23 protein-coding genes and 2 pseudogenes are annotated in these 23,930 nt (G+C 54.9%); 13 read left to right on the forward strand and 12 right to left on the reverse strand.

Annotated features, from left to right (window positions below; genetic code table 11):
• The first annotated feature begins 6 nt into the window (after positions 1-6).
• Entirely contained in the window at positions 7-495 is a 489-nt protein-coding gene (locus EPYR_RS13420) for a hypothetical protein (protein ID WP_012668926.1), read from the forward strand.
• A gap of 297 nt (positions 496-792) precedes the next feature.
• Here EPYR_RS13420 and qhpR read toward each other — a convergent pair whose 3' ends face one another.
• Both qhpR and EPYR_RS13430 read right to left on the reverse strand, forming a co-directional pair.
• Positions 793-1,860, reverse strand: coding sequence for an AraC-like transcriptional regulator QhpR (gene qhpR / locus EPYR_RS13425; protein ID WP_014539308.1), 1,068 nt, complete (start codon positions 1,858-1,860; stop codon positions 793-795).
• A gap of 154 nt (positions 1,861-2,014) precedes the next feature.
• Entirely contained in the window at positions 2,015-3,019 is a 1,005-nt protein-coding gene (locus tag EPYR_RS13430) for a phosphotransferase enzyme family protein (protein ID WP_012668928.1), read from the reverse strand.
• Positions 3,020-3,242: 223 nt separating this feature from the next.
• On the opposite strand from EPYR_RS13430, the gene eat reads away from it, so the two are divergent.
• Complete coding sequence (eat, locus tag EPYR_RS13435; protein WP_012668929.1) at positions 3,243-4,607, forward strand: ethanolamine permease; 1,365 nt, start codon at positions 3,243-3,245, stop codon at positions 4,605-4,607.
• Between the two features lie 171 nt (positions 4,608-4,778).
• Positions 4,779-5,690 carry a recombination-associated protein RdgC gene (rdgC, locus tag EPYR_RS13440; protein WP_012668930.1) on the forward strand — a complete coding sequence of 304 codons (912 nt, stop codon included), beginning with the start codon at positions 4,779-4,781 and terminating at the stop codon, positions 5,688-5,690.
• Between the two features lie 101 nt (positions 5,691-5,791).
• Here the strand turns inward: rdgC and ppnP are convergent, their stop codons facing one another.
• The 5 genes and pseudogenes from ppnP to aroL form a co-directional block, all read right to left on the reverse strand.
• Positions 5,792-6,082 carry a pyrimidine/purine nucleoside phosphorylase gene (gene ppnP / locus EPYR_RS13445; protein WP_012668931.1) on the reverse strand — a complete coding sequence of 97 codons (291 nt, stop codon included), beginning with the start codon at positions 6,080-6,082 and terminating at the stop codon, positions 5,792-5,794.
• 256 nt (positions 6,083-6,338) lie between these two features.
• Positions 6,339-6,647, reverse strand: coding sequence for an AroM family protein (locus EPYR_RS21140; RefSeq protein ID WP_012668932.1), 309 nt, complete (start codon positions 6,645-6,647; stop codon positions 6,339-6,341).
• A 132-nt stretch (positions 6,648-6,779) separates the two neighbouring features.
• Positions 6,780-7,123: pseudogene (locus EPYR_RS21145) on the reverse strand (hypothetical protein); the annotation flags it as partial.
• A 699-nt stretch (positions 7,124-7,822) separates the two neighbouring features.
• Complete coding sequence (locus EPYR_RS13460) at positions 7,823-8,014, reverse strand: YaiA family protein (protein ID WP_012668934.1); 192 nt, start codon at positions 8,012-8,014, stop codon at positions 7,823-7,825.
• A gap of 143 nt (positions 8,015-8,157) precedes the next feature.
• Positions 8,158-8,682 carry a shikimate kinase AroL gene (aroL, locus tag EPYR_RS13465; RefSeq protein ID WP_012668935.1) on the reverse strand — a complete coding sequence of 175 codons (525 nt, stop codon included), beginning with the start codon at positions 8,680-8,682 and terminating at the stop codon, positions 8,158-8,160.
• Between the two features lie 305 nt (positions 8,683-8,987).
• Here aroL and EPYR_RS13470 point away from each other — a divergent pair, with 305 nt between their 5' ends.
• Complete coding sequence (locus tag EPYR_RS13470; protein ID WP_012668936.1) at positions 8,988-9,680, forward strand: DUF2076 domain-containing protein; 693 nt, start codon at positions 8,988-8,990, stop codon at positions 9,678-9,680.
• 41 nt (positions 9,681-9,721) lie between these two features.
• Here the strand turns inward: EPYR_RS13470 and EPYR_RS13475 are convergent, their stop codons facing one another.
• Positions 9,722-10,171, reverse strand: coding sequence for a YaiI/YqxD family protein (locus EPYR_RS13475; RefSeq protein WP_004156173.1), 450 nt, complete (start codon positions 10,169-10,171; stop codon positions 9,722-9,724).
• A gap of 229 nt (positions 10,172-10,400) precedes the next feature.
• Between EPYR_RS13475 and proC the strand changes: the two genes are divergently transcribed.
• On the forward strand, positions 10,401-11,213 hold the full coding sequence (gene proC / locus EPYR_RS13480; RefSeq protein ID WP_041474134.1) for a pyrroline-5-carboxylate reductase: 813 nt from the start codon (positions 10,401-10,403) through the stop codon (positions 11,211-11,213).
• A gap of 35 nt (positions 11,214-11,248) precedes the next feature.
• On the opposite strand, the gene lpxO is transcribed toward proC, so the two are convergent.
• Positions 11,249-12,160, reverse strand: coding sequence for a lipid A hydroxylase LpxO (gene lpxO / locus EPYR_RS13485; RefSeq protein ID WP_041474031.1), 912 nt, complete (start codon positions 12,158-12,160; stop codon positions 11,249-11,251).
• 174 nt (positions 12,161-12,334) lie between these two features.
• Positions 12,335-12,640 (reverse strand): PsiF family protein, encoded by a 306-nt coding sequence (locus EPYR_RS13490; protein ID WP_012668939.1) that lies wholly within the window; start codon positions 12,638-12,640, stop codon positions 12,335-12,337.
• A gap of 671 nt (positions 12,641-13,311) precedes the next feature.
• Between EPYR_RS13490 and EPYR_RS13495 the strand changes: the two are divergent.
• Positions 13,312-16,360 (forward strand): annotated as a pseudogene (locus EPYR_RS13495) (beta-galactosidase).
• Positions 16,361-16,494: 134 nt separating this feature from the next.
• Here EPYR_RS13495 and cspE read toward each other — a convergent pair.
• Positions 16,495-16,707, reverse strand: coding sequence for a transcription antiterminator/RNA stability regulator CspE (cspE, locus tag EPYR_RS13500; RefSeq protein ID WP_012442280.1), 213 nt, complete (start codon positions 16,705-16,707; stop codon positions 16,495-16,497).
• A gap of 554 nt (positions 16,708-17,261) precedes the next feature.
• On the opposite strand from cspE, the gene EPYR_RS13505 reads away from it, so the two are divergent.
• Positions 17,262-17,507, forward strand: a complete 246-nt coding sequence (locus EPYR_RS13505) for a hypothetical protein (protein WP_012668941.1) — start codon at positions 17,262-17,264, stop codon at positions 17,505-17,507.
• A gap of 104 nt (positions 17,508-17,611) precedes the next feature.
• Here the strand turns inward: EPYR_RS13505 and EPYR_RS13510 are convergent, their stop codons facing one another.
• Positions 17,612-17,908, reverse strand: coding sequence for an I78 family peptidase inhibitor (locus EPYR_RS13510; RefSeq protein WP_012668942.1), 297 nt, complete (start codon positions 17,906-17,908; stop codon positions 17,612-17,614).
• A 180-nt stretch (positions 17,909-18,088) separates the two neighbouring features.
• On the opposite strand from EPYR_RS13510, the gene EPYR_RS13515 reads away from it, so the two are divergent.
• The 6 genes from EPYR_RS13515 to EPYR_RS13540 all read left to right on the forward strand — a co-directional run bounded on the left by EPYR_RS13515 (position 18,089) and on the right by EPYR_RS13540 (position 23,851).
• Entirely contained in the window at positions 18,089-18,793 is a 705-nt protein-coding gene (locus EPYR_RS13515) for a CPBP family intramembrane glutamic endopeptidase (RefSeq protein ID WP_012668943.1), read from the forward strand.
• A gap of 90 nt (positions 18,794-18,883) precedes the next feature.
• Positions 18,884-20,452, forward strand: a complete 1,569-nt coding sequence (locus EPYR_RS13520) for an ABC transporter substrate-binding protein (protein WP_012668944.1) — start codon at positions 18,884-18,886, stop codon at positions 20,450-20,452.
• The gene (locus EPYR_RS13525) at positions 20,452-21,507 is read left to right on the forward strand and encodes an ABC transporter permease (protein WP_012668945.1); all 1,056 of its coding nucleotides are present in this window, start codon (positions 20,452-20,454) and stop codon (positions 21,505-21,507) included. The genes EPYR_RS13520 and EPYR_RS13525 overlap by 1 nt, the downstream gene beginning before the upstream one ends.
• Complete coding sequence (locus tag EPYR_RS13530) at positions 21,504-22,355, forward strand: ABC transporter permease (protein ID WP_012668946.1); 852 nt, start codon at positions 21,504-21,506, stop codon at positions 22,353-22,355. Before EPYR_RS13525 ends, EPYR_RS13530 begins: the two co-directional genes overlap by 4 nt.
• A complete protein-coding gene (locus EPYR_RS13535; RefSeq protein WP_012668947.1) occupies positions 22,345-23,193 on the forward strand; it encodes an ABC transporter ATP-binding protein in 849 nt (282 codons plus the stop codon). The genes EPYR_RS13530 and EPYR_RS13535 overlap by 11 nt, the downstream gene beginning before the upstream one ends.
• Positions 23,186-23,851, forward strand: a complete 666-nt coding sequence (locus EPYR_RS13540; protein ID WP_012668948.1) for an ABC transporter ATP-binding protein — start codon at positions 23,186-23,188, stop codon at positions 23,849-23,851. The genes EPYR_RS13535 and EPYR_RS13540 overlap by 8 nt, the downstream gene beginning before the upstream one ends.
• Positions 23,852-23,930: the final 79 nt, after the last annotated feature.

The following is a 23,930-nucleotide window of genomic DNA, read 5'->3' on the forward strand; positions in this document are numbered from 1 at the left end:
ATTCCCATGCGCATAGAAAAACAACAAGAAATAAACAAAATAGATAATGATATTTCGTCAACTTCGCACAACTCCGATGAGTCGAAAGTAAATATTTTGATAGAATTTTACAGTGCAACGCAAACGTCTTCTTTACCAGAAAATCAAAACAATAAACACCAAACGGATAACCCTGAAAAATTAAAGGTGTATTTTGAAACCAACAATCTTGGAACTTCTTATGCAGGGATTCCCGTCAACCTGATTGAAGAAGAATTGCCTCTCCTCTATCCTCCAATGGAATTGTCTGCCCCCAGCGATTCGGTGCTACCTTCATACTTAGATGTAAGTAGAACGCCGATCAAACCGGTCAAAGAAATAGAGAGTTTATCCAAAGAAGATTTTTGTCTTTTGCGTACTCTTGTTTTTTTTGAAAAAAAAGATGTGTGTAATGAGTTTGAAAAAGAAGATGTGTGTAATGAGAATAAGCGCGATAATCCCACTTATTTATCCTGATATAACATTTAGATAACCTGACAGCCGGCATGACGGTTTATACGTGGCGACAGGTTATTGACTCACCACAGCCAGTCATCTTATTTAAAGCAGGAAAGCGAATAAGGTGAGTGAACAATATTTCACTTGAGATTTTCTCATTTTGCCGCATTGCTGGCGGGTTGCCATTCGGCGTCAAAGCACGGTTCTGTGCCGATGGCGCACCTGCCTGTCGGTGCCGTTATCTGACCACCATCGGTCACCGCTGCCCCCATTTTAGCTGCTCCGCGGCGTAGTACCCGATTTTCAGCCTGTAGCTTAACCGCCCCGCTCTTCCTGGCGCCACTGGCGCGGGCTGATGCCAAACCAGCGGCGAAAAGCGCGGGAAAAAGCACTGACTTCCGAGTACCCCAGCAGCAACGCCATTTCAGAAATGGGCAGCTGGTGCTGCTGCAAGTAGTGTTTCGCCATCTCGCAGCGCACGTTGTCCNCCAGCGTGGTAAAACTTAGCCCCTCCTCCCGCAGGCGGCGNTGCAGCGACCAGCTTGATAATCCCATGTTGTCCGCCACCTCTTCCAGCAACGGTTCTCCCTGNAGTAACGATTGATGAACCTGTACCCGGGCCAAATCGACAATATTCTGCTGTGCGGAACCGCTGTTCAGGCGGCGTATCGCATCCTGCATCACTCCTAACAGCAGCGGATCGCTGTCAGGCATAGCGCGTGCCAAATCGCGCTTGGCAATAACCAGCGAGTTGAACGGTTGGTCAAACCAGACCGGGGCATCAAACACTTTACAGTGCTCGTGCCACTGTGAAGGTCGTGGATGTTCAAAATGCACCTCACGCGGCGCCCAGTTTCTCCCGGCAACGTGACGGATGAGATTCAGAAACATGCACAGCGTCAGCTCGGCGTCCTGGCGGCGGCAGAGGATGGCACCGTGCCGCACCTGATAATCCAGACGCCAGCAGTCCCCCTTATCCACAAGCCGCGTTAAGGTATCGTGCTGGTGCCAGGGAAACGCACAGGCCACATTATGCAGCGCCTGTTCCAGCGTCGGGCTGCACAAACCGATATAGCCAATCAGGCCTAATGACTGTGGTTTAAACTGCTTGCCGTAGTGCAAACCGAAGTTATCACAATCCGAATAGCGAGCCGCCTCTTCCATCACCCGGCAGTAGTTGATCAAGCCCAGGCTCAGTGTCGGCTGCGCCAGCAGTTCCGGGTCGATGCCGCTGACGCCAAAAATACGGTCAACGTCGCCGCCGTTGTCGCTGATAAAGTCGCTAAGCCCACTGGCGGCAGCGGCCAGCACGCCACGATGACAGACGCCGCCGCCGTTAAAAATAGGGCTGACCTCTGACCTGGCTTGATTACTTTGCATCATAGTGATTGCCTCATACTGCGATGGATAGGCTATTCACAGCAAATTTCGTACCAGCCGCCGCATCAGACAAAATGGTCGCCTTAACGTCAATGATGCGGGAAATAAGCACCGCAGCAGCGCAGAATTGCCCGGCAACGGTGCAGGTAGCCTGGCGCTATGCGCCGACCGGCAGCTGTTGCGTCTCCAGGTAGCGACGGCACAAACGAACAGAATGATCCGCCCACTGTGGCCCAAGGCTTTGCGCCATTTCGGTTTCCGTATGCGAACCGGCCCATGCCAGCAGCTGGATGCGGCGCTGGATCAGCAGCGTCGGCACCTTGTCCATTTCGTCGTCGCTGATATGCGCAACCTGCTCATAACCGCGCACCCAGTGGTCAATCCACTCGGCGGCGCGAGGGTGATGTTCAACAAAGCTTACTGCCGCCGCCAGGTCGTGCAGATACCAGCCGAAACCGCAATCATCAAAATCGATTACCCGGGTTTCGCCCTTGTGCAACAGCAGGTTGGTCAGGCGCAGATCGGCATGGATCAGCCCATAGTTGCGCGCATCCTTGCCGAATTCAGCCAGCGTCGATCCTACCCGCGCAATCGTTTGTTCAACCATCGTCCGATCCGCAACGCGCAGATTGGGCGCATCGCGCCAGTCGCCCCAGTGGCTTTGCGGGCTGACCATCGTATGATGATCCCAGATAATGCGCCGGAAGCCAGCCGGACGCTGCCAGCTACGGCTGTGCTGATGCAGACGAGCGGTGATATTGCCCAGCTGCTGAAACGCACGCGGATCGACATCCGTCCCCGGCATATCGCCCTCAACCCAGTGGAACAGCACCGCGTGCCGCACCGAGCCATCCTCTAACGTCAGGCTTTGCACATTCTGTCCTTCACTGTCTGGCACCGCCTGAGGCACTTCAATGCCGCTTTCGCGCAGCGCATCCAGCCAGTGCAGCTCACTCTCAATGTCGGCACGCTGATGGTAATCAGCCCGGTGCAGGCGTAGCGCGTATCTTGCCTTCCCCGTCTGTAGCAAAAAAGTGGCATTTTCCGATCGGCACAGCAGGCTGAGCCTGCCCTGCACGGACGCCGGATAGCGTGCCAGGGCCAGTTCAGCCAGATGCAGCAGCGCGGCGTTATTCAGGGTGTCATATTGTTTGGCGGTCATAGTCTGGCTCCGGAATCGGTATTGGGCGGTGCTGACAGCATCCGATCGTCTTTCCTTTTCAGCTTGACCGCAGACAACCCAATTTTGACCGCAGCATGCAGCTGGCGCTTTTTTTGCCTGTCAGTTGACCGCAGAGCGCAAAAATGGTCGCGCCAGCGTCAAGTTTCCCCCGGCGGGCAACTGCATGATCAAAAACCACAACACGGGGGTACGGGGATAGAATATGACAACACAATTAAAACCAACGCTGGGCACCCTACATTTGTGGGGCATTGCAGTCGGACTGGTGATTTCCGGTGAATATTTTGGCTGGAGCTACGGCTGGGGCGTGGCGGGAACGCTGGGATTCCTGCTGACCACCTTGATGATCGCCACCATGTATACCTGCTTTATCTTCAGCTTTACCGAGCTGACTACCGCCATTCCACATGCCGGCGGCCCGTTTGCCTACAGTCGCCGTGCGTTCGGTGAAACCGGCGGACTGATTGCCGGTATGGCAACCTTGATTGAATTTGTCTTCGCTCCACCCGCCATCGCCATGGCGATCGGGGCCTATCTCAACGTGCAGTATCCTGAACTGAATCCCAAATATGCCGCAGTGGGTGCTTACCTGGTATTTATGTCGCTAAATATTCTTGGCGTGAAGCTGGCCGCAATGTTTGAACTGGTGGTGACTATCCTGGCAGTGCTGGAACTGTTGGTGTTTATGGGCGTGGTCGCACCGGGCTTCAGTATGGCTCACTTCGCGGCCCACGGCTGGGCGGGCGGAGAGCACTTCGGCATGCCGGCGCTTTCCGGTATTTTCGCCGCCATCCCGTTCGCCATCTGGTTCTTCCTCGCGATTGAGGGCGCAGCGATGGCGGCTGAAGAAGCGAAAGACCCGAAATACACCATTCCGCGCGCTTATATTGCCGGTATTCTGACGCTGGTGGTGCTGGCAATTGGCGTGATGTTGCTGGCAGGCGGGGCCGGCGACTGGCGCGCGCTATCCAATATCAATGACCCGCTGCCACAGGCGATGAAGATGATCGTCGGCGAACATTCCAACTGGATGCATATGCTGGTGTGGATTGGCCTGTTTGGGCTGATTGCCAGCTTTCATGGCATTATTCTTGGCTATTCACGTCAGTTTTTCGCCCTGTCGCGCGCCGGTTATCTGCCCGCCGGTTTGGCGAAACTGTCACGCTTCCAGACGCCGCATCGTGCCATCATCGCCGGAGGGGTCATTGGCATTGCGGCTATCTTCAGCGACAGTTGGATTAACCTGCAGGGAATGACGTTGACGGCGGCGATGATCACCATGGCGGTGTTTGGTGCCATCGTGATGTATATCATGAGTATGCTGAGTCTGTTTCGCCTGCGCCGCAGCGCCCCTGAGCTGGAGCGCACTTTCCATGCGCCGGGGTACCCGATTGTACCGGCGATGGCGTTGCTGCTGGCGATGGTTTGCCTGGTGGCCATGCTGTGGTTTAACCCGCTGATTGCCGTCATCTTTGCCGCACTGATGCTGGTGGGCTATTTGTGGTTCCTGCTGACGAAAAATCAGCGTGATAACGCCCCGCACGATGCAATGCTGCAAGGCGAATGATCTTTACGCTGCGGGCTGTTCTGCACCGGTCATCCCTTGTGGCTCTTCGCTTAAATCGCAACCTGAGTAGTCAGGTTGCGGAAAGGCAATGAAACCCCGCCGCCGATTCGCTATCATGCGCGCTGACTTTGAACTCGCGCGCCTTTTGCGCGCCCGGAGAGGGAATGCAGCATGCTGTGGTTTAAAAATTTGATGGTTTATCGTCTTAATCGCGACATTCCGCTGGTGGCAGACGAGATGGAAAAACAGCTCGATGTTTTCTCCTTCACTCCCTGCGGAAGCCAGGATATGGCAAAAACCGGTTGGGTTTCACCGCTGGGCGCGCGCAGTGAAGACCTGACCCATGTGACCAACGGCCAGATCCTGATTTGTGCACGCAAAGAAGAGAAGATGCTGCCTTCACCGGTGATCAAGCAGGCGCTGGAAGCCAAAATCAGCAAGCTGGAAGCCGAACAGTCGCGCAAGCTGAAGAAAACCGAGAAAGACTCGTTAAAAGACGAAGTGCTGCACAGCCTGCTGCCGCGTGCTTTCAGCCGTTTTAGCCAGACGTATGTCTGGATCGATACGGTTAATAACCTGATTATGGTTGACTGCGCCAGCGCAAAAAAAGCCGAAGATACCCTTGCCCTGCTGCGTAAGAGCCTTGGCTCGCTACCGGTGGTGCCGCTGACGCTGGAAAGCCCGATAGAGCTGACGTTGACCGAATGGGTACGTTCCGGCGAGCTACCGGCCGGTTTCGCCCTGATGGATGAAGCCGAGCTGGAAGCCATTCTGGAAGATGGCGGGGTGATCCGCTGTAAAAAGCAGGATCTGGTGTGCGATGAGATAGCGAACCATATCGAAGCCGGCAAGCTGGTGACCAAACTGGCTCTCGACTGGCAGGAACGTGTCCAGCTGATCCTGTCTGACGATGGCTCGATCAAGCGCCTGAAATTCGCCGATATCCTGCGCGAACAGAACGATGATATTGACAGGGAAGATGTCGCCGGACGTTTTGACGCTGATTTTGTCCTGATGACCGGCGAACTGGCCGCGTTGATTAGCAATACCGTAGAAGCGTTAGGCGGGGAAGCACCACGTTAGTGGCTGGCAGGGCAAAGAATGAATTAACGGCATCCCTGAGCGTGGCATATCACGCAGGCATGGGGGATGCCGTGGATATTTCAGCCGCCGGGGCTGTTACATCAGCCCTTCAGATAGCGGCACAGGTACGCCGTCGGTTCTGCCACCTGCAGGTAAAACTCGCTATGGCCCGGTACGTTGAATACCTCACCTGCCTGATACCATTTCCAGTCGGTTTCACCCGTCAATAATACTTTCAGCGAACCGCTGACGACGGTCATCTCTTCCGCCTGAGCAGTACCGAAAGTGTATTCGCCTTCCGCCATCACCCCGACGCTGGCACGCCCGGCGCTCGCGCTTTCAAAACCAATCGACTTCACTTTACCGTCGAAATACTCACTAACGTTGAGCATAGCAATTCCTTGTTATCATAAAAAAAGGTAAGCGGGCAGCATAAAGCCAGTGTCTATCTGTTGCACGCTCAGTGAGAAACTTAAATCAGCAGCGCTGCTGCCAGCCTGGTGACGATCGCGTTCGACAGCAGTATCGGAATGCCTCATTGTTTTTACAGCATATCACGATGGTGCCGGTGATAACCGATGCCGTCAGGGCACCATCACATCCGCTCCACGATCCAGTAGCGACCGCCCCGCATCCAACAGTGCTTGATCACAGGTCAGCCAGGGGCTGGCCCGCGCAAAACAGAAGTGCGGGGCAAATTTTCCACTCGCCGGCCTGCTGTTGAATGTCTCCGGCCACTGGCAACACAACCCTGATTTCGTGTTCACCAGCCATCGTGGCAATCAGCGGCGGGAACATGGGGTCCGGCTCCAGCAGCAGCGCCCTGTCAGGGTAAGGGGAACCCAATTCGCCGCTACATAACAACAGGATAGTCTCAAAACCGCGATCCTCCAGCGGCAAAATGCGCTTTTGCAGGCTGCTCTCCACTTTGTCTTGACGCCCACGGCACCACTTCATGCTCCTTCATCATGATGTCATCCACGGGTAAATCTATGTGCACGCGCAGAGGCAGCAGACGGTGCGCAATGCCCGCTTCGCCACCGACCTGATGTTTATGGCACAAACGCGTGCTATCGACGGGATCAGATCGGCAGGGAATACCCGGGTATCGAACAGACGATATAACAGATAAGCTTCCAGCCTCATTGCTGCACTGACGCCAATCAACACCGGCGTCAGAATCAGCAGGCTGTTGGCGGCACCAAAGGTGGCAGACGATATAACTGTTTGCGCCAGATTTTCGTCTCGACAAATCGATAACGCCGGAACGCCTGTAAAGGGGTTCGCGCCAGTCATATCGCCAGCAGTGCGCCAATAATAGCACCCAGTACAGAAAGTAAAATCACCACCAACAGGATGCCAATATCCTTTAACGGGTTTTCCCGCTGCCTATTTCCTCCATAGCCATTCCTGTTAAATTCCTTTTTATTCACACATGACAGAATACCCCCCTGATGCATCGAGGGGATATTCTGTATACAGATATTCAGCCTCTTACGGGCTTTTTTTTAGATATTCATATTGATAATAGTACTGCAATTGCCCTGGTGAGGCGTACTTCATATCCGTTACAGATATAAAGTGGTTGCTGCATGCGGGGATATATCTTAGTTCCCTGCCATGTCCGGTCGCCGTATTGCACGGCCAGCTTATGCATTTTTGGATCGCGTTCCAGTAAACCTACACTGACCATCATCGACAGCAGGCGGGCAACCGTGCGTCTGGCAGCCGCAGAGCTTCGATAACAACAAAGAAAGTTAACCCAGGCTAACCCAAATTGAGATCGCTGCGGTTGAAAAAAATAACTATTGCGACGGCATTTTTCCGTGTGGCCATTTTGAATATTCCACTATCAGGAACAAGTTCTCCTTTTCTCAATTATTTAAAACTAAAGGCAGTCAGCTGCCAGGTCAAGGAGTAATTTTCACGTACGGTGAAATACAGAAAGGAATAATCAGGTTAAATGCGCTATTAATAATTTAATGTTCTTGCTGTCAAAATTAATGGTAAAACGTTAGGTGGAAAAGCGGGCGCCTTAAAGTGAATTACTCTGTTATGCAAAAATAAAAAAACGATTAATAAATCTTGTAATAAACTTAACATAAATATAATGGCTTCCCTGCCACAGGGTATTATTCTTTGGCTTTGTCCTCATAACGTTCTTTGGCGTCCAGCGCTTCCTGTTCACTTTCATGCTCGCTAATCAGCGAGTCGGGTTTTGGATGATCGGCACGTAATTCATACCAGGTAACGGATTTTTCGGGCGTGCCTTTTTCAACCGGTACAACGAACGCTTCGCGTGGATATGGCGGTCTGCCTGGCATAACGGTCCCCTCTTAAGTATCTGTATTTATATGTGGCCAGTGGCCAGACAGGTTAAGTATAGACAAGCACAGCGTTTTATCTGCCGGAACGGCAAAAAAGTAGCAGGGTAACCCGTACAACAGGGGGAAAGCCTGGCAGGAAATTAGCTGGCGCGAGCGAGTGAAAGAACGCTAACTATTTGATTAACTATGGCATCGGTCGATGGCATGGCGTCAATAATATGGTGGGCGGCCTGCTGGTACAGAGCATCGCGTGCCGCCAGCACTTCAACCATCTCTTCGGCAATGGGTCGTCCGGTTAAGGTCGGGCGCTGTTCAGTCTGCGGATAGGCCTCAAGACGAGCCGCCAACACCAACCCATCGGCACTCAGGTAAATCACCCTGCCGTGCTCGCGCATATACAGACGATTCTCTTCTGCCAGCACCATGCCGCCCCCGGTGGCAATCACCTTCCTTGCAGCGGTCACCCCTTTCAGAGATTCGGTTTCGCGCGTACGAAAACCAGACCAGCCTTCGGCTGCCACAATATCGGCAACAGTTTGCTGACTGGAATGCTGTAGGAAATGATCGGTATCACAGAAGTCATACCCTAATGCCAAAGCCAGTGCCTGGCCCACGGTGGTTTTTCCGCAGCCGCGTGCGCCAATCAGATAAATGGGTAATGACATATCAGGCGTTTCCTTAAACGAATGCCACCTACGTTAATCGCATAGCAGAGGGGCAAGAAAAAATCTAGTGGGCGGCATAATAGCGAACATTTATCAGCAGAACCAGCAGTAACGTTTTATTTACAGGCTGGCAGAGCCATGTCGTCCCTAATCTCAGATTTAACAACTAAAATAGCGTGATATTCATTCGTTTGTGCGGGTTGAAAATACGCATTATCACTGCAACATTTCCTTACTCCAGAGGCATTTACTTTCCTGGCGGTATCGCCACTATGGTATCCATCGCACGTTTTGGAGAAATCTCTATGCAAAGCCAAGAGCAACAGCTCATTGAAAGTCTGTTCAGCCGCCTGAAACAGGCTGAATCTCAGTCCGCACCGCGTGACAGCGCAGCAGAAAAATTAATTCAGCAACAGCTACAGCAGCAACCCGGTGCGCCCTACTATATGGCACAAACCATCCTGATTCAGGAAGCGGCATTGAAACAGCTGAACGGCCGAGTCGGCGAGCTGGAAGCCCGACTGGCGCAAATGCAGCAACAGCAACCGCAGCAGAGCAGCGGCGGCTTTCTCTCTGGGTTATTTGGCGGCGGCAGTCGCTCCCAGCCGCCGCAGCAACCGCCTGCTGCCTCATCGCCCTGGGGCGCTCAGGCCACTCAGCAGCAGCCCGCTGCGGCGGCAGCGCCTTCTGCTGGCCGGGGCTTTCTGGGTGGCGCCCTGCAAACTGCCGCAGGCGTAGCCGGCGGGGTGGTATTGGCAGATATGCTGACCAGCATGTTCCATCGTTCTCAACCGGAAGAGATCGTCAACATAATTAATGAGCCGGCGATGCCGGAAACAGATTTCAATAATAATCTTGATACCTTCAACGGCGCAGACAACGCCTCGTTTCTGCATCAGGACAGTGGGCAGCAGGATTACGCAAACAACAGCGATAATGACAGCTTCGCTAACGACGGGTTCGACAACAACGACTTTGACGACGACAGCTTCGTGTAAGGCTGGCCGCTCCTCTCCCGCACAGCGGGAGAGGTTTCTCGTTATTTCCGCTGCTGCTGCAGCCACTTATCCAGTTCATTAGCAAACTGCTGGCGGTCACGCTGGTTCAGCGCCGGTGGCCCGCCTGTCTGTACCCCGCTGGCACGCATCGTGTCCATAAAATCACGCATCGTCAGCCGTTCGCGGATGGTTGCCGCGCTATAGCGCTCACCGCGCGGATTTAGCGCTATCGCACCTTTTTCCATCACCTCTGCCGCCAGCGGTATGTCGGCGGTGATCACCAGATCGCCGCTTTGTGCACGTTGCACAATTTCGTTGTCCGCCACGTCAAACCCGGCCGCAACCCGAAGGGTTCGCAGAAACTTTGATGGAGGAACGCTGAGGGACTGATTAGCGACCAGCGTCACCATCACCTGCTCACGATCGGCGGCACGGTAAAGCACCTCTTTGATTACTTTAGGGCACGCATCGGCATCCACCCAGATTGGCATCAATATTTCCTTTTTCAGAGAGTGGTGAATAACGGCGATCTTCCCATTCTTTGGCCGAATGGCAAACTTAAATCCGATCCGCGTGTTCCGGTTTCCAGGCGAACACCTGCCCTGTCAAGATATTCAGCAGGTGTATGGCCCGCTTTTGGGGTTTAAGCATCACGGCAGCTGGGTTAAGGTGAAGGGATGGCAGCTGTTAGCTATTCACGACAAGATGAACAGTGAGAAAATGATGAAAAAGAAAATTGGTTTTATTGGCTGCGGCAATATGTCCAAAGCCATTATTGCTGGCCTGGTTTCGGCCGGGCAGTTTAAAGCGGAGAATATCTGGGTCTTCGACCATAAACCCGCCACGAATCAGGCCATGCAGCAGCAGTACGGCATTACCCCGGCAGACAGCGCCCGCCAGGTGGCGGAACAGGCGGATATTCTGTTTGGTGCGGTCAAGCCAAATATGATTCTGTCCGTGCTGAAAGATGTGGCCGGCAGCCTGAATAAAGAGACGCTGGTGGTTTCCATCGCGGCGGGTATCACGCTGGATGCGCTGGCTTCAGTGCTCGGCCATGACCGTAAAATCGTGCGCGTTATGCCAAACACCCCGGCTCTGGTTAACGAAGGCATGAGTTCGGTTACCCCGAACGTGCTGGTTACCAAGGAAGAGGCCGATGAAGTGGTACACATCTTTAGCGGTTTCGGCAAAGCGGCGCTGGTGCCGGAATACCTGATCCACGCGGTCGTAGGCGTAAGCGGTTCCGCGCCGGCCTATGTGTTTATGTTTATCGAAGCGATGGCGGATGCGGCAGTGCTGGGAGGAATGCCTCGTGCGCAGGCGTATCAGTTCGCAGCGCAATCGGTAAAAGGTGCCGCGCAGATGGTACTGCAAACCGGTAAACATCCGGGTGAACTCAAGGATATGGTGTGCTCGCCGGGCGGCACCACCATTGAAGCGGTGAAAGTTCTGGAGCAGAAAGGCTTACGTTCAGCGGTGATCGAAGCCATGCAGCAATGTATGAATAAGTCAGAACAGATGAGCAAGCAGTAAATCTTACGCCGCCGCCTGCCTGGCGGCGGCGGCCGTTACAGGATAACGCTGGGTATGACGATCAGCGCAAAGATTAATACGATCAGCGAATGCTTAACCCAGTAGTAGTAAGTGCGGTTGCGCTTTTTCAGGTTCTGCCCGGCATCCCTGACGCGATTAACATATTTAAAAATACGGTTAATTGCCCCTGTCCGGTCATTATCATCGTTGGGCGAACTGGCGGCAGACATGACTTTCGCGCCCACCCAGCGGTTGACCGCCTGGGCCCAGCGCCACTTCATGGGCCGTTCAATGTCGCAAAACAGGATTATCCGCGTCTGTTGAGTCGCATTTTGCGCCCAGTGAACGTAGGTTTCGTCAAAAAGGGTCGCTTCACCGTCGCGCCAGCTATGGCGCTGACCGTCAACTTCAATGAAACAGTCATCATCATTGGGCGTTTGCAGCCCCAGATGGTAGCGCACCGATCCTGCATAGGGATCGCGGTGCTTGCCTAAATGACTCCCTGCCGGAAGCTCGGCAAACATCGCCGCCTTGACCGAGGGGATCTGGCTAAGTAACTCGCTGGTTACCGGGCACAGTACTTTGGCTGACGGATGCGCATCGCCGTACCATTTAAGGTAAAAACGTTTCCAGCCGCGTTTAAAAAAGGTATTGAAACCCGCGTCATTATGCGTTTGCGACGCTTTAATATGATCCTGCAAGCGCACGGCCTCTTCACGGATCGCCTGCCAGTTATCGGTCAATTTGGAGAGTTCCGGGAACGCTGTACTGTCGAAAAATGCCTGTTTCGGCGGCAGCCTGGACAGCCCGGTCATAAACATATTGATCGGTGCCATAAATGTCGAATGATCGAACAGCTGGCGCGAGAATTTCTGTTTTTCCACGCCCCTGGAATGCGCGTAGATCACGCTGATAATAAAAATACCGATAATAATTAACGCCACCATGCAACCTGCCCTGTCGTAGTCAGTCACACCCACCATAAAGGCTGATGGCGGGTTCAGACAAAAATGTGCAAGACTTTTATCCAAAAAACGCGTTTGGACTTCATATGCCGTGCCGGAAATGAGCCGTACTACCAATGACAGATTGCGTTAGCGAGCCACCTGACCCACTGCCATTCAGACTTTTTTCAGGCAGCTACTCATAAAAGTCTTACGCGCTTCACCCTTGAGCATTTTTTCACCGGCCTGAGAATTACAAGCCTTCATATTGCTCTGCTGCGGGGTTATTCCTGCAGTTTTGCTATCTTTTTTCAGACAGTTGCTCATAAAAGTTTTGCGTTCATCGCCTTTCAGCGACTTTTCGCCCGCCTGCTGATTACATACGGTCATCTTGATCTGCTGAGCCGTTTTTTCTGCGGCTCCGGCATAACCTGCTGCCATCAGCGACAGCAGAGCAGCCGTCATGAGTAAGTTAACTTTCATTCGTATCCCTTCGCAAAGATGTTATAAATGCATAATGAAGTGTGGCATAGATTTTTTTTTCAGCGAGTCGAAAAATGATATTTGCCGATGTGCGCTAAAACGGCATGATAGCGCGCAAGGGCATATTCCTGCCCTTGCGGCATCAGGACTGTCGCCCTAATTTGACGGGTGTTGAAGGTGTTTTGAGGCAGGTACGTTGCATAACGGTATATTGATGCGGAGACGGATATTTACAGGGCCATTGTCTGGCCCCGCAGAAACTCGTTAGCGCCCCTGCCGCATAAAACCACCGCGCGGCTCGCCACCACCACCCGGTGGAGGAAAGAGGCATCCGCTTAACGTGGCCACCAGCGCAATAAGGCTTATCACTTTAATCAAGCCCGGCATAATACCCCTCATAACAACGTGAATGATTATATGCGCCTGATACTAAGCAGGGTTCTTGCCGCCCACAATGCCGAATTCTCCTGATTGCGGTGCTTTTTACCTCGGGTAACCCTGCTTTACGCTTTCCTGCCATTTTCCTGGGTTAAATCTGTGACGGATCGCTGTTTTACAGATTATCTTTATTACCGAATGTTGCAATAGCCATCACATCCCGATCTCTTTTATCTTTATATCAACCGCTTCCAGCTTCAGTCTCAACACATAACTCTTATGAGGTATAGAAGATGGCCAGTCCCGATCCCCTCACCTTGCAGCAATTATTATCCCAGCGCCATTGGGAAAACCCGGCACTGACCCAGCTTAACCGTCTGCCAACCCATACGCCGCTTGCCAGCTGGCGCAATGAAGAGGCTGCGCGAAGCGATCTGCCCAGCCCAAGTTTCCGCATGCTGGACGGTGAATGGGGATTTAGCTATTTTCCCGTCCGCAGGCGGTGACGGACGCGTGGTTGTCTGGCGATCTGCCACAGGTAGCAGCATACCTGTTCCGTCTAACTGGCAGCTGGCGGGTTACGATGCGCCGATTTATACCAACGTGCAGTACCCGATCCCGGTGGATCCGCCACACGTTCCCGAGGATAATCCGACCGGTTGTTATTCGCTCAACTTTCATTGCCAGCCCGACTGGCTGCAAAGCGGACAGACGCGGATTATCTTTGACGGGGTTAACCCGGCCTTTTACCTGTGGTGCAACGGCGGTTTTATCGGCTACTCGCAGGACAGCCGCCTGCCGGCCGAGTTCGACCTCAGCCACAGTCTGCGGGCGGGAGAAAACCGCATTGCCGTGATGGTGCTACGCTGGTGCGATGGCAGCTATCTGGAAGACCAGGATATGTGGCGCATGAGCGGCATTTTCCGCAGTGTCAGCCTGCTGCATAAACCGGGGGTGAGGCTGAATGATATTCAGACAGATACCCGGTTAAGCCCTGAATTACGCAGCGCACAGCTCCTGGTGCTGGCGTTAAGTTCACTGCCTGACGCCAGCGCCTACCGGCTAGAGGTGAAGTTGTGGCACGAAGATACGCTGATTGCGCAGCAGCAGCCTTTTGGCACGCCGGTGGTTGACGAACGCGGCTGCTACCTTGACCGTACGCGCCTGTCCCTGCATATCGACCAGACCCTGCTGTGGAGCGCCGAAACTCCGCATCTTTACCGTGCGGTGGTTGCCCTGCTGGATGCTGATGGCAGATTAGTCGAAGCAGAAGCCTGTGACATTGGCTTTCGTCAGGTTGAGGTGAGCGGCGGGTTGTTGAAACTCAACGGTAAGCCCTGCTAATCCGTGGCATCAACCGCCATAAGCATCTTCCGGATCGCGGTCAGGGCATCGATGAGCCAGCAATGGTTGCCGATATTCTGCTGATGAAACAGCATAATTTCAACGCCGTGCGCTGCACCCATTACCCGAATCATCCGTTGTGGTACCGCCTGTGCGACCGCTACGGGCTGTATGTGGTTGATGAAGCCAATATTGAAACGCACGGAATGCAGCCGATGAACCGGCTGGCGGACGATCCGGTCTGGTTTCATGCGTTCAGCGAGCGGGTCATCCGCATGGTGCAACGCGATCGCAACCATGCGTGTATTATTATCTGGTCGCTGGGCAACGAATCTGGCCACGGCAGCACCCACGATGCTCTTTATCGCTGGATCAAATGTAACGATCCCGGCCGGCCGGTGCAGTACGAAGGCGGCGGTGCCGACTCTGCCGCCAGCGATATCATCTGTCCGATGTATGCGCGGGTCGACCAGGATGAACCTTTTGCCGCCGTGCCTAAATGGTCAATTAAAAAATGGATTGGCCTGCCGGAAGAGACGCGCCCGTTGATCCTCTGTGAATACGCCCATACGATGGGCAACAGCCTTGGCGGTTTCGATCGTTACTGGCGGGCCTTTCGCCAGTTCCCCCGCCTGCAGGGGGGATTTATCTGGGACTGGGCTGACCAGAGCCTGACGCGCCATGATGCCGATGGCCACAGCTGGCAGGCCTACGGCGGCGATTTTGGCGACACGCCTAATGACCGCCAGTTCTGTTTGAACGGGCTGGTCTTTGCCGACAGGAGTCCACATCCGGCGCTGTTTGAAGCCCAACGCGCCCAACAGTTTTTCCAGTTTCACCTGCTCAGTACCGCACCGATTACCGTCAGCATTACCAGTGAATACCTGTTCCGTCATAGCGATAACGAGCAGCTACGCTGGCGCATTGAGCATCAGGGGGTACCGGTTGCTGAAGGTCACATTGCGTTGGATCTGCCGCCGGAAGGCACGCTTTGCCTGACGCTGAGTGAACTGCCAGCGTTAACCGGCGAACTGTGGCTGCGGGTCGCGGTGATCCAGCCCGCAGCCACCGCATGGTCAGCGGCCGGCCAACGCGTGGCGTGGGATGGCTGGCGGCTACCTGCGGCGCTGGCTTTGCCACAGCCTCAAATAACCGGCGAGCTACCCCGTTTGTATCAGCAGCCGCAGTTGATTGAGGTTGTCCACGGTCAGCAGCGCTGGCAGTTCTGTCGGCAAAGCGGTGAGCTGATACAGTGGTTGCAGGCAAATAAACCACAGTTGCTCTCCCCGCTGCGCGATCTGTTCGTACGCGCACCGCTGGATAACGATATCGGCACCAGTGAAGCCACACGCATTGACCCGCATGCCTGGGTGGAGCGCTGGCAACGTGCGGGCTATTTCCAGCTTGAAAGCCGGCTGCTAAGCCTGCAGACGGATATTCTGAGCGACGGCGTGCAAATCCGCAGCGAACAGGCATGGCTGGCTGGCACAGAGCTACGTTTCCTCAGCCGCAAATGCTACCGGATCAATCTTCAGGGTGAGGTGCTTCTTGACATCGAAGTAGACATTGCCGCCGGGCAGCCGCCGCCGGCGCGTATTGGCCTGCATTGCCAGCTGGCTGGGCCTTGGCCCACATGAAAACTACCCGGACCGACGGCTGGCGGCAGAGTTCTCTCGCTGGCAGCTGCCGCTTGACGCGTTGAACACGGCCTATGTTTTCCCGAGTGAAAACGGCCTGCGCGGTGGTACCAGGAAACTCACCGTTGGTCACTGGCAGATCGGCGGTGATTTTCACTTTTCCCTGAGTCGCCACAGCGTTGAGCAGCAGCGTCAGACTTCGCATCGTCATTTGCTGCGCGATGAACCGGGCTGCAGGCTGATCCTTGATGGTTACCATATGGGCGTGGGCGGTGATGACTCCTGGAGCCTGAGCGTCAATGAGGAATTTTTGCTTTCCGCCCGCCAGTATCGCTATCAATTAACCCTGGCGCGCCGCTGAATATCCCGCTGCCGGGGTAAAGAGGTGCGCCGCCGTTCCTGAAACGCAAAAACCCGCCTTAAGGCGGGTTTTTTGATTTCGTATAGCGCCGTTTAGGATAAATCCGGCACGGCGGTAACGAATGAGTTTCTATCTTACAGCGCAGTTACGTTAGCAGCTGCAGGGCCTTTCTGGCCATTTTCGATAGTGAACTCAACTTTCTGACCTTCTTCCAGCGTCTTGAAGCCGCCGTTCTGGATTGCAGAGAAGTGTACGAAAACGTCTTTGCTGCCGTCGGTTGGGGAGATGAAGCCGAAACCTTTCTCAGCGTTGAACCATTTTACCAAACCAGTCATTTTGTTAGACATAAGTCTTTCCTTCAATATTGTAGTAAGCCACGAGGGGCACAGGGTTCGTCAACAGGGATTACTATGAGGCACTCAAGAAGGAAGTCAGGAAGAAGCTTAGGCTAACGCTTGAACTGAAGACTGCTTTACTAAAATTGCTCGCATACGTGGGTCTGTATCAAAACCGACAGGCATATTTACTCATAACCGGGCGTTTAGTACAAGAGGGGATTGAATAAAACAGGCAATTTAATATTAACATAATGATTTTGTTGGTTAAATAACTTTAGGTTTCTTTGCCCCGGGCGGCTATCTTTGGCTGCCCATCGCTGAAAGACGACAGTCTGACCATAAAAGATCGGCAGTTAGTGCTGAACGCTTCAGAAGGCCAGCAAAGTTGCCTGATAAAAATATTTCTGTTGGTCACTGGCAATCCCGTGTGCGGCACCTAGAGTAATAAAAATCTACCTGTAAATTGTTCAGAAGTGTCGGGCTGCCTTGTCTTGCTGTCATCCCGAATCGATGCTCTGGCCCCGTGGCCATGGCCGCCAGTGGCGTGTTTGAGGAGGTTCGCCATGAATCATCAGCTACAAGGCGCGGGACGCGCCATCACCGACTATTTTAACAGCCTCTCATACCACCCGGTGAAGGAGAGTGAACTGCTGGAGGCAATGATGGTGGAACTGATGCAGTCCGCAACGCCAGCCAGCAGTAAAGCGATGCTCGCCAACGCGATCGCACGACTGGGAAGAGAACCCGATAAGTCAGTACTGCTGGACTGCAGCAAACTGCTGGCAGAGTTACTGAATGATGAGGAATAGATGCCGCGAGCCGCAATACGGTGCAATAAGCGGCTGCGGCTTGCAGAAAACGTCAATCCCTGCGCGTTAAGGCAAAAGGATGTTGAGGACTTATCAGACAATATTCATCCGCAATAGACCTGGCTGATGTTGCCCTGCTTATCACCCATGAAGTTGATGCGGTTGAGATTGAAATCCATCGTCACGGCAGAGTTATAAGGTATTGCGCGCACCGCGTGTTCGAAGTGGAGAGATTCTACGGCCGTCAGCGGCTTGCCCGTGTACTGTTGATATTGCGATGCGCCGCAACGGTCCATTTCAGGATCCACCGCTGTGGAGGACGTACTTTTATTATCAACTGACTGGCAGCCTGCCAGCACCATCAACGCCAGCATTGCGGCTATTTTTCCATGATACTTCACTATTACTGCTCCTCTCTGGCTTTAAAAGTGGTAATACGCAGTAATATTAGCAGAAATCACTATCCTGACGCAGCCAAAATTCGGTACTCTTTGCCGGCTTGGCGGGCCAGCCACGCTTCCTCGACAGCCCTGCAATGGCTTGTTAACATCACCACTCTCCTGTCTCTCAAGAGCCTTACCATGACACCAGCCAGTGACAAAGTCAGCCATACCCTGCTTTGCTGCGGCGTGTTTATGCTTTGGTACACGATTGCGCTACTGGTTAATCTGTTGCCCCATATCGATACGTTAAAAAGCCAGGGAATGCTGATGCCGGCGCTCTGTATGCTGGAGTTCGCCGCGCTGGTGCCTGTTTACCAGTGGTATACGCGCCGCTTTACGGATATCCCCCTGGGTGAACTGCGCGCGCGCCAGTTACTGCTGTTCTGCGCCCTGCTGCTGGCGACAATGGCCAGCCAGTCGTTATATTTGCTGCCGGAAAGCTGGACCGCCGGCCAGACAGGTTACACCAGCCTGAGCCGGGTTGGTTTCTGCCTGGCCGTGGTACTGCTGGCTCCGATATTTGAAGAAATTCTGTTTCGCGGTTTTATCCTGCAGGGGTTCCTGCTGTGGGCGCCACACCAACGACTGGGCTGCGCAATAATGACCTCCCTCATTTTTGCCCTCCTGCACAGCCAGTACGTTCACCTGCAAACCGTGATTTCGCTTGTGGTGCTGTCACTCCTGCTGTGCGCCGCGCGCTTTGTTTCAGGCGGTCTCAGGCTGCCAATGGTTTTGCATATGTTGAACAACTTTCTCGGCGTTGCCCCCCTTTTCTGGCAGAGCTTCAGCCGCCAGTCCTTCTGCGGCCTGGTTCAGTTTATAACTGCCTGGCCAAGCTTATAACTTTTCTGCATAACGATAGCGAATAATCTACTATTGTTCTCACTGGTTGTGCACTTACACTCGCGAAAAAACATAAGGCAAGGAAACGTCATGAAAATTGCAGTCCCGTCTGTTCTCGTTCTGACTATGGCGGCATCTTTTGTTGCCTGTGCCGCTACGCCTGCGGACACCCTGGTCATTGCCCAGTCAATTGACGACGTAAACAGTTTCGACCCGGCTGACGGTTTTGAACTCTCTTCGGTTCAGGCTTTTACCAATCTCTATCAGCGCCTGGTTCAGTCCGATCCGCAAAACCCTGTCGACCTGCAACCCACGCTGGCCACCAGCTGGCAGCCCGGTAGCGACAACCGCAGCATGACCTTTACCCTGCGCAATGGGGCACGATTCGCATCCGGCAATCCCGTGCGCCCGGAAGATGTGATCTTCTCACTGTCGCGCGTTATCAAGCTGAACCTCGATCCGTCGTTTATCCTGGCACAGCTCGGTTGGACCAAAGATAACGTTGATGCCCGCTTGAAAAAGATCGACGACCAGCGTGTGCAAATCAGCTGGAGCGCCAACGTCAGCCCGACTTACGTACTCAGCCTGCTGGCCGCCCCGGTGTCATCGATCGTCGACGAAAAAACGGTGATGGCTAACGAAAAACAGGGCGATCTCGGCAACAAATGGCTGGCCCTGCACTCTGCAGGCAGCGGTCCTTATCAGATTCGCAAATATATTCCGCACGAAGTGGCGCTGTTCAGTGCCAATCCCGGCTCTCCGGCCGGTGCACCAAAATTAAAAAACGTGCTGATTAAAAATGTGCCGGAACCGGCTGCGCGCCGTCTGTTACTGGAACAGGGCGATGCCGATATTGCACGTAATCTGGGTGCCGACCAGATGGCCTCCCTAAAGGACAAGCCCGGGGTGAAAACGCTCGCAGTACCCATGGCCTCGTTGTATTACATTCAGTTCAATATCGACGCCAACCCGGTGCTGAAAAACCCGGCTCTGTGGGAAGCTTCGCGCTATCTCTTTGACTATAAAGGCATTGCCAACGACCTGCTGAAAGGACAATTCCAGGTTCATCAGTCGTTCCTGCCGCAAGGCTTCCTCGGCTCGCTGAACGATAACCCGTTCACCTACGATGCGGAAAAAGCGAAAGCGATACTGAAGAAAGCGGGCCTGACCAACGTGAGCTTCAAGCTGTCCACCAGCAACCAGCCGCCATACCTGGACATCGCTCAGGCTCTGCAGGCCAGTTTTGCCAAAGGCGGCATCAAAGTAGAGGTGGAGCCGGGCATCAGCTCCGAAGTGGCAACCCGGGTGAAATCACACCAATACCAGGCCACTCTGAACGCTTGGGGAGCCGACTATTTCGATCCGAATACCAATGCCGCCGCGTTTGCCTATAACCCGGAAGATGGCAGTAAAACCCTGGCATGGCGCTCTAACTGGCATATTCCTGAACTGAACAAGCAGACGCTGGCCGCCACGGCGGAAAGCGATAAGGCCACGCGCGTCAAGCTGTACCAGAAATTGCAGCGTGAAGTGCAGCAAAACTCGCCCTATATCATCGGTATGCAGGCACGTAATCTGGTGGCGCTGCGCGATAACCTGAAAGGCTACGTGCAGGGCATTAACCCGGATATGGTGTATTACAGCCAGGTCACCAAGTAATGACGGCATCTGTTCACCCTGCCGGGCTTTCCGCCCGGCTTTTCTGGCGTCGTAGCGGCGGAGTCCTGAGCGCGCTTATTTCACTGGTGGTTACCCTGTTCGGGCTGCTGCTCTTCACCTTTGCACTATCGCACCTTTCACCGGTTGACCCGGTGTTGCAAATTGCCGGCGATCACGCCAGCGAATCAACCTATGCCCAGGTGCGCGCCAGCCTCGGACTGGACCAACCGCTGCCGCTGCAGTTCTGGCACTATGTGCAACATCTGGTGCGTGGCGACCTCGGTATTTCCAGCATGACCAATCAACCGGTGGCCAGCGACCTCGCACGCACCTTCCCGGCCACCATCGAGCTGGCCACCTGCGCCATGATTTTCGGCGCGCTGTTCGGTATCCTGCTGGCGCTGCTGGCAGCGTGGAAGCCGGGCAGCCTGCTGGATAACGTGGCCAGGCTTATCTCTCTGCTCGGCTATTCGGTGCCGGTGTTCTGGCTCGGACTGCTTGGGCTGCTGCTGTTCTATGCCGTGCTGCACTGGTCTGCCGGGCCGGGAAGACTGGACGATATCTGGATTTATACGCTGGAACCTAAAACCGGTCTGGTGCTGATCGACAGCTGGCTGTCCGGCGACAGGGAGATGTTGCGTAACGCCATCGCCCATCTGTGGTTACCAGTGGTGGTACTGGGGCTGCTGTCGATGGCGACCATCACCCGGCTGCTGCGCGCAGCGTTGTTGGAAGAGAGCAGCAAAGAGTATGTCACTCTGGCCCGCGCCAAAGGTGCCAGCCGTGGGCGCATCCTGCTGCTGCATATTTTTCCTAACGTGCGCGGCACGCTTATCACCGTGCTGGCGCTTTCCTATGCCACGCTGCTGGAAGGCTCGGTACTGACCGAAACCGTGTTCGCCTGGCCGGGCGTGGGCCGCTATATGACCACCGCGCTGTTCGCCTCGGACACCCCGGCAATTCTTGGCTCCACCCTGCTGATTGGCGGCTGTTTTATCGCCATTAACGCGCTGGCGGATGCGCTCACTTACCTGACTGACCCGAGAACCCGATGACGCAATCTCTCTACAATGCGGAAAGCGTTAAACCACGCGTGCGCCGTCATATCACGCTGACCGTTGGCCTTGGCCTGGTCGGTATGCTGATTTTAGCCGCCCTGTTTGCCCCACTGCTGGCGCCGAACGATCCCAACGCACAGGAGATGGCCGTTCGGCTGATGCCTCCTTCTGCTGACCACTGGCTGGGAACGGACGGCTTTGGCCGCGACCTCCTCTCCAGAGTGATTTACGGCGCACGGCCCACGCTGCTGCTGGTGTCGTTAATTCTTGTACTGACCATTCCGGTCGGCATGCTGATTGGCATCAGCGCCGGCTACCTCGGTGGCTGGAGCGAGCGGGTACTGATGCGCATTACCGATATTTTCCTGTCCCTGCCTAATCTGGTGATTGCCCTGGCGCTGGTGGCGATGATGGGGCCGGGGCTGATGAATGGTGCGCTGGCGCTGGCGTTGACCAGCTGGCCGCCCTTTGCCCGCCAGGCGCGAGCTGAAACCCTGGCGCTGCGCCGCAGCGACTATCTTGCCGCTGCCCGTATGCAGGGTATTCACGGTCTGCGCCTGATGTTCGGCCATATTTTGCCGCTCTGTCTGCCAACGGCGGTAGTGCGCGCTGCACTCAGCCTCGGCGGGATCATCCTCTCTGCTGCTGGCCTGGGGTTCCTCGGCATGGGCATTCAGCCGCCGACCGCCGAATGGGGCTCAATGGTCGCCGAAGGCAGCAAGGTGATTTTCGATCAATGGTGGGTGGCGGCCGTTCCCGGCGGCGCGATCCTGTTTGCCAGCCTGGCATTCAATCTGACAGGCGATGGCCTGCGTGACCGACTGGATACCCGAAATGAACACTAATCCTTCTGCGCAGATTGTGGCGGATGGCCTGACTATTCGCGCGGCCAACGGTGCGGAGCTGGTGAAAAATATCAGCTTTACCCTCGGTCGTGAACGTGTGGCGCTGGTCGGGGAATCCGGCTCAGGCAAATCGCTGACCGCCCGCACATTGATGGGCCTGCTGGCTCCTTCGCTACGGGTAGAGGCCAATACGCTGAATATCGCCGGGGAAAATGCGCTGACGCTCAGTGAGCGCCGCTGGTGCGGGCTGCGCGGTAGCCAGCTGGGCATGGTGATGCAGGATCCGAAATACGCCCTCAATCCGCTTCGAACCATCGGCTGGCAGGTCGCGGAGCCACTAAAACTGCACGGCCGCTTCTCCCGCGCCGAGATCAAGGAAAAAGTGTGCGAGATGCTCGACGCGGTCGGGTTGCCGCAGCCAGCAGAGCTGATGCAGCGCTATCCCCACCAGCTTTCAGGTGGGATGGGGCAGCGCGTGATGCTGGCAATGGCGCTGATCGCCGAACCGCGCTTTCTGATCGCCGATGAACCGACTTCCGCACTGGATCACGCGATGCGCGATCAGGTGCTGGGGCTGATTCAACGTTTGGTGGATCGGCGCAATATGGGGCTGCTGCTGATCAGTCACGATCTGCAACAGGTTTCCGAGCACTGTGAACGGGTGATGGTGATGTATCAGGGCGAAGTGTTGGACCGACTGCCCGCAGCCGAATTACCCCGCGCCACCCATCCTTATACGCGCACGCTGTGGTCGTGCCGCCCGGGCAAGGCGACCCACGGCAGGCTGCTGCCAGTGCTGGATCGCGCTGCGCTGGTACAGGGAGACCGCCATGATTGAATTGAGCCAATTGAGCGTTGCCCACAAGCAGGGCTACGAACTGCGTCGCGTAGTGCATGATGTGTCGCTGAAGATCCGGCCGGGAGAATGTTTTGGCCTGGTCGGCCCCTCCGGCTGCGGCAAGTCATCGCTACTGTGGGTAATGGCCGGTCTGAACGCGCACTGGCATGGCGGCATGCAGCTGGCCGGGCGCCAGGCCGCAGCGGGCAAGCCGTTTAGCGGACAGCTAAGGCGCGATGTACAGATGGTGTTTCAGGATCCGTATGCCTCACTGCACCCGCGTCACCGCCTGCGCCGCACACTGGCGGAACCGCTGAAGTTGATCGGCAGCAGGCAGATCAATGAGCGCATCGATCAAGGTTTCCGTCATGTCGGGCTGGATCCGGCGCTGGCAGACCGTTATCCACATCAGCTTTCCGGTGGCCAGCGTCAGCGCGTAGCGATTGTGCGCGCCCTGCTGCTGGAGCCGAAAATTCTGTTGCTGGATGAGCCAACTTCCGCGCTGGACATGTCGGTACAGGCGGAAATCCTTAATCTACTCACCCAGCTGAAGCAGCAGGATAACCTGACGATGGTACTGGTCAGTCACGATCCTGATGTCATTGACCATATGTGCGACCGCGCGGTGCATATGGAGCGGGGAAGGCTGGTCAATTAACTTTATGCCAACAGGGATGGCCCTTTTACAACGGGTGCCGCGTTAAACCCGGATGCCCCGGAGGCTCTTACGCCAGCCT

Origin of the sequence: Erwinia pyrifoliae DSM 12163 (genome assembly GCF_000026985.1) — a bacterium.
Taxonomy (GTDB): domain Bacteria; phylum Pseudomonadota; class Gammaproteobacteria; order Enterobacterales; family Enterobacteriaceae; genus Erwinia; species Erwinia pyrifoliae.

Coding starts and splice junctions, on each gene's coding strand:
- EPYR_RS13460 (WP_012668934.1), bottom strand. CDS start 8,014: ATGCCAGGCAGACCGCCATATCCACGCGAAGCGTTCGTTGTACCGGTT.
- EPYR_RS13470 (WP_012668936.1), top strand. CDS start 8,988: ATGCAAAGCCAAGAGCAACAGCTCATTGAAAGTCTGTTCAGCCGCCTG.
- EPYR_RS13515 (WP_012668943.1), top strand. CDS start 18,089: ATGACACCAGCCAGTGACAAAGTCAGCCATACCCTGCTTTGCTGCGGC.
- EPYR_RS13420 (WP_012668926.1), top strand. CDS start 7: ATGCGCATAGAAAAACAACAAGAAATAAACAAAATAGATAATGATATT.
- EPYR_RS13505 (WP_012668941.1), top strand. CDS start 17,262: ATGAATCATCAGCTACAAGGCGCGGGACGCGCCATCACCGACTATTTT.
- EPYR_RS13430 (WP_012668928.1), bottom strand. CDS start 3,019: ATGACCGCCAAACAATATGACACCCTGAATAACGCCGCGCTGCTGCAT.
- EPYR_RS13530 (WP_012668946.1), top strand. CDS start 21,504: ATGACGCAATCTCTCTACAATGCGGAAAGCGTTAAACCACGCGTGCGC.
- EPYR_RS13520 (WP_012668944.1), top strand. CDS start 18,884: ATGAAAATTGCAGTCCCGTCTGTTCTCGTTCTGACTATGGCGGCATCT.
- eat (WP_012668929.1), top strand. CDS start 3,243: ATGACAACACAATTAAAACCAACGCTGGGCACCCTACATTTGTGGGGC.
- EPYR_RS21140 (WP_012668932.1), bottom strand. CDS start 6,647: ATGAAGTGGTGCCGTGGGCGTCAAGACAAAGTGGAGAGCAGCCTGCAA.
- EPYR_RS13540 (WP_012668948.1), top strand. CDS start 23,186: ATGATTGAATTGAGCCAATTGAGCGTTGCCCACAAGCAGGGCTACGAA.
- cspE (WP_012442280.1), bottom strand. CDS start 16,707: ATGTCTAACAAAATGACTGGTTTGGTAAAATGGTTCAACGCTGAGAAA.
- EPYR_RS13475 (WP_004156173.1), bottom strand. CDS start 10,171: ATGCCAATCTGGGTGGATGCCGATGCGTGCCCTAAAGTAATCAAAGAG.
- EPYR_RS13535 (WP_012668947.1), top strand. CDS start 22,345: ATGAACACTAATCCTTCTGCGCAGATTGTGGCGGATGGCCTGACTATT.
- rdgC (WP_012668930.1), top strand. CDS start 4,779: ATGCTGTGGTTTAAAAATTTGATGGTTTATCGTCTTAATCGCGACATT.
- EPYR_RS13490 (WP_012668939.1), bottom strand. CDS start 12,640: ATGAAAGTTAACTTACTCATGACGGCTGCTCTGCTGTCGCTGATGGCA.
- proC (WP_041474134.1), top strand. CDS start 10,401: ATGATGAAAAAGAAAATTGGTTTTATTGGCTGCGGCAATATGTCCAAA.
- EPYR_RS13525 (WP_012668945.1), top strand. CDS start 20,452: ATGACGGCATCTGTTCACCCTGCCGGGCTTTCCGCCCGGCTTTTCTGG.
- aroL (WP_012668935.1), bottom strand. CDS start 8,682: ATGTCATTACCCATTTATCTGATTGGCGCACGCGGCTGCGGAAAAACC.
- lpxO (WP_041474031.1), bottom strand. CDS start 12,160: ATGGTGGCGTTAATTATTATCGGTATTTTTATTATCAGCGTGATCTAC.
- ppnP (WP_012668931.1), bottom strand. CDS start 6,082: ATGCTCAACGTTAGTGAGTATTTCGACGGTAAAGTGAAGTCGATTGGT.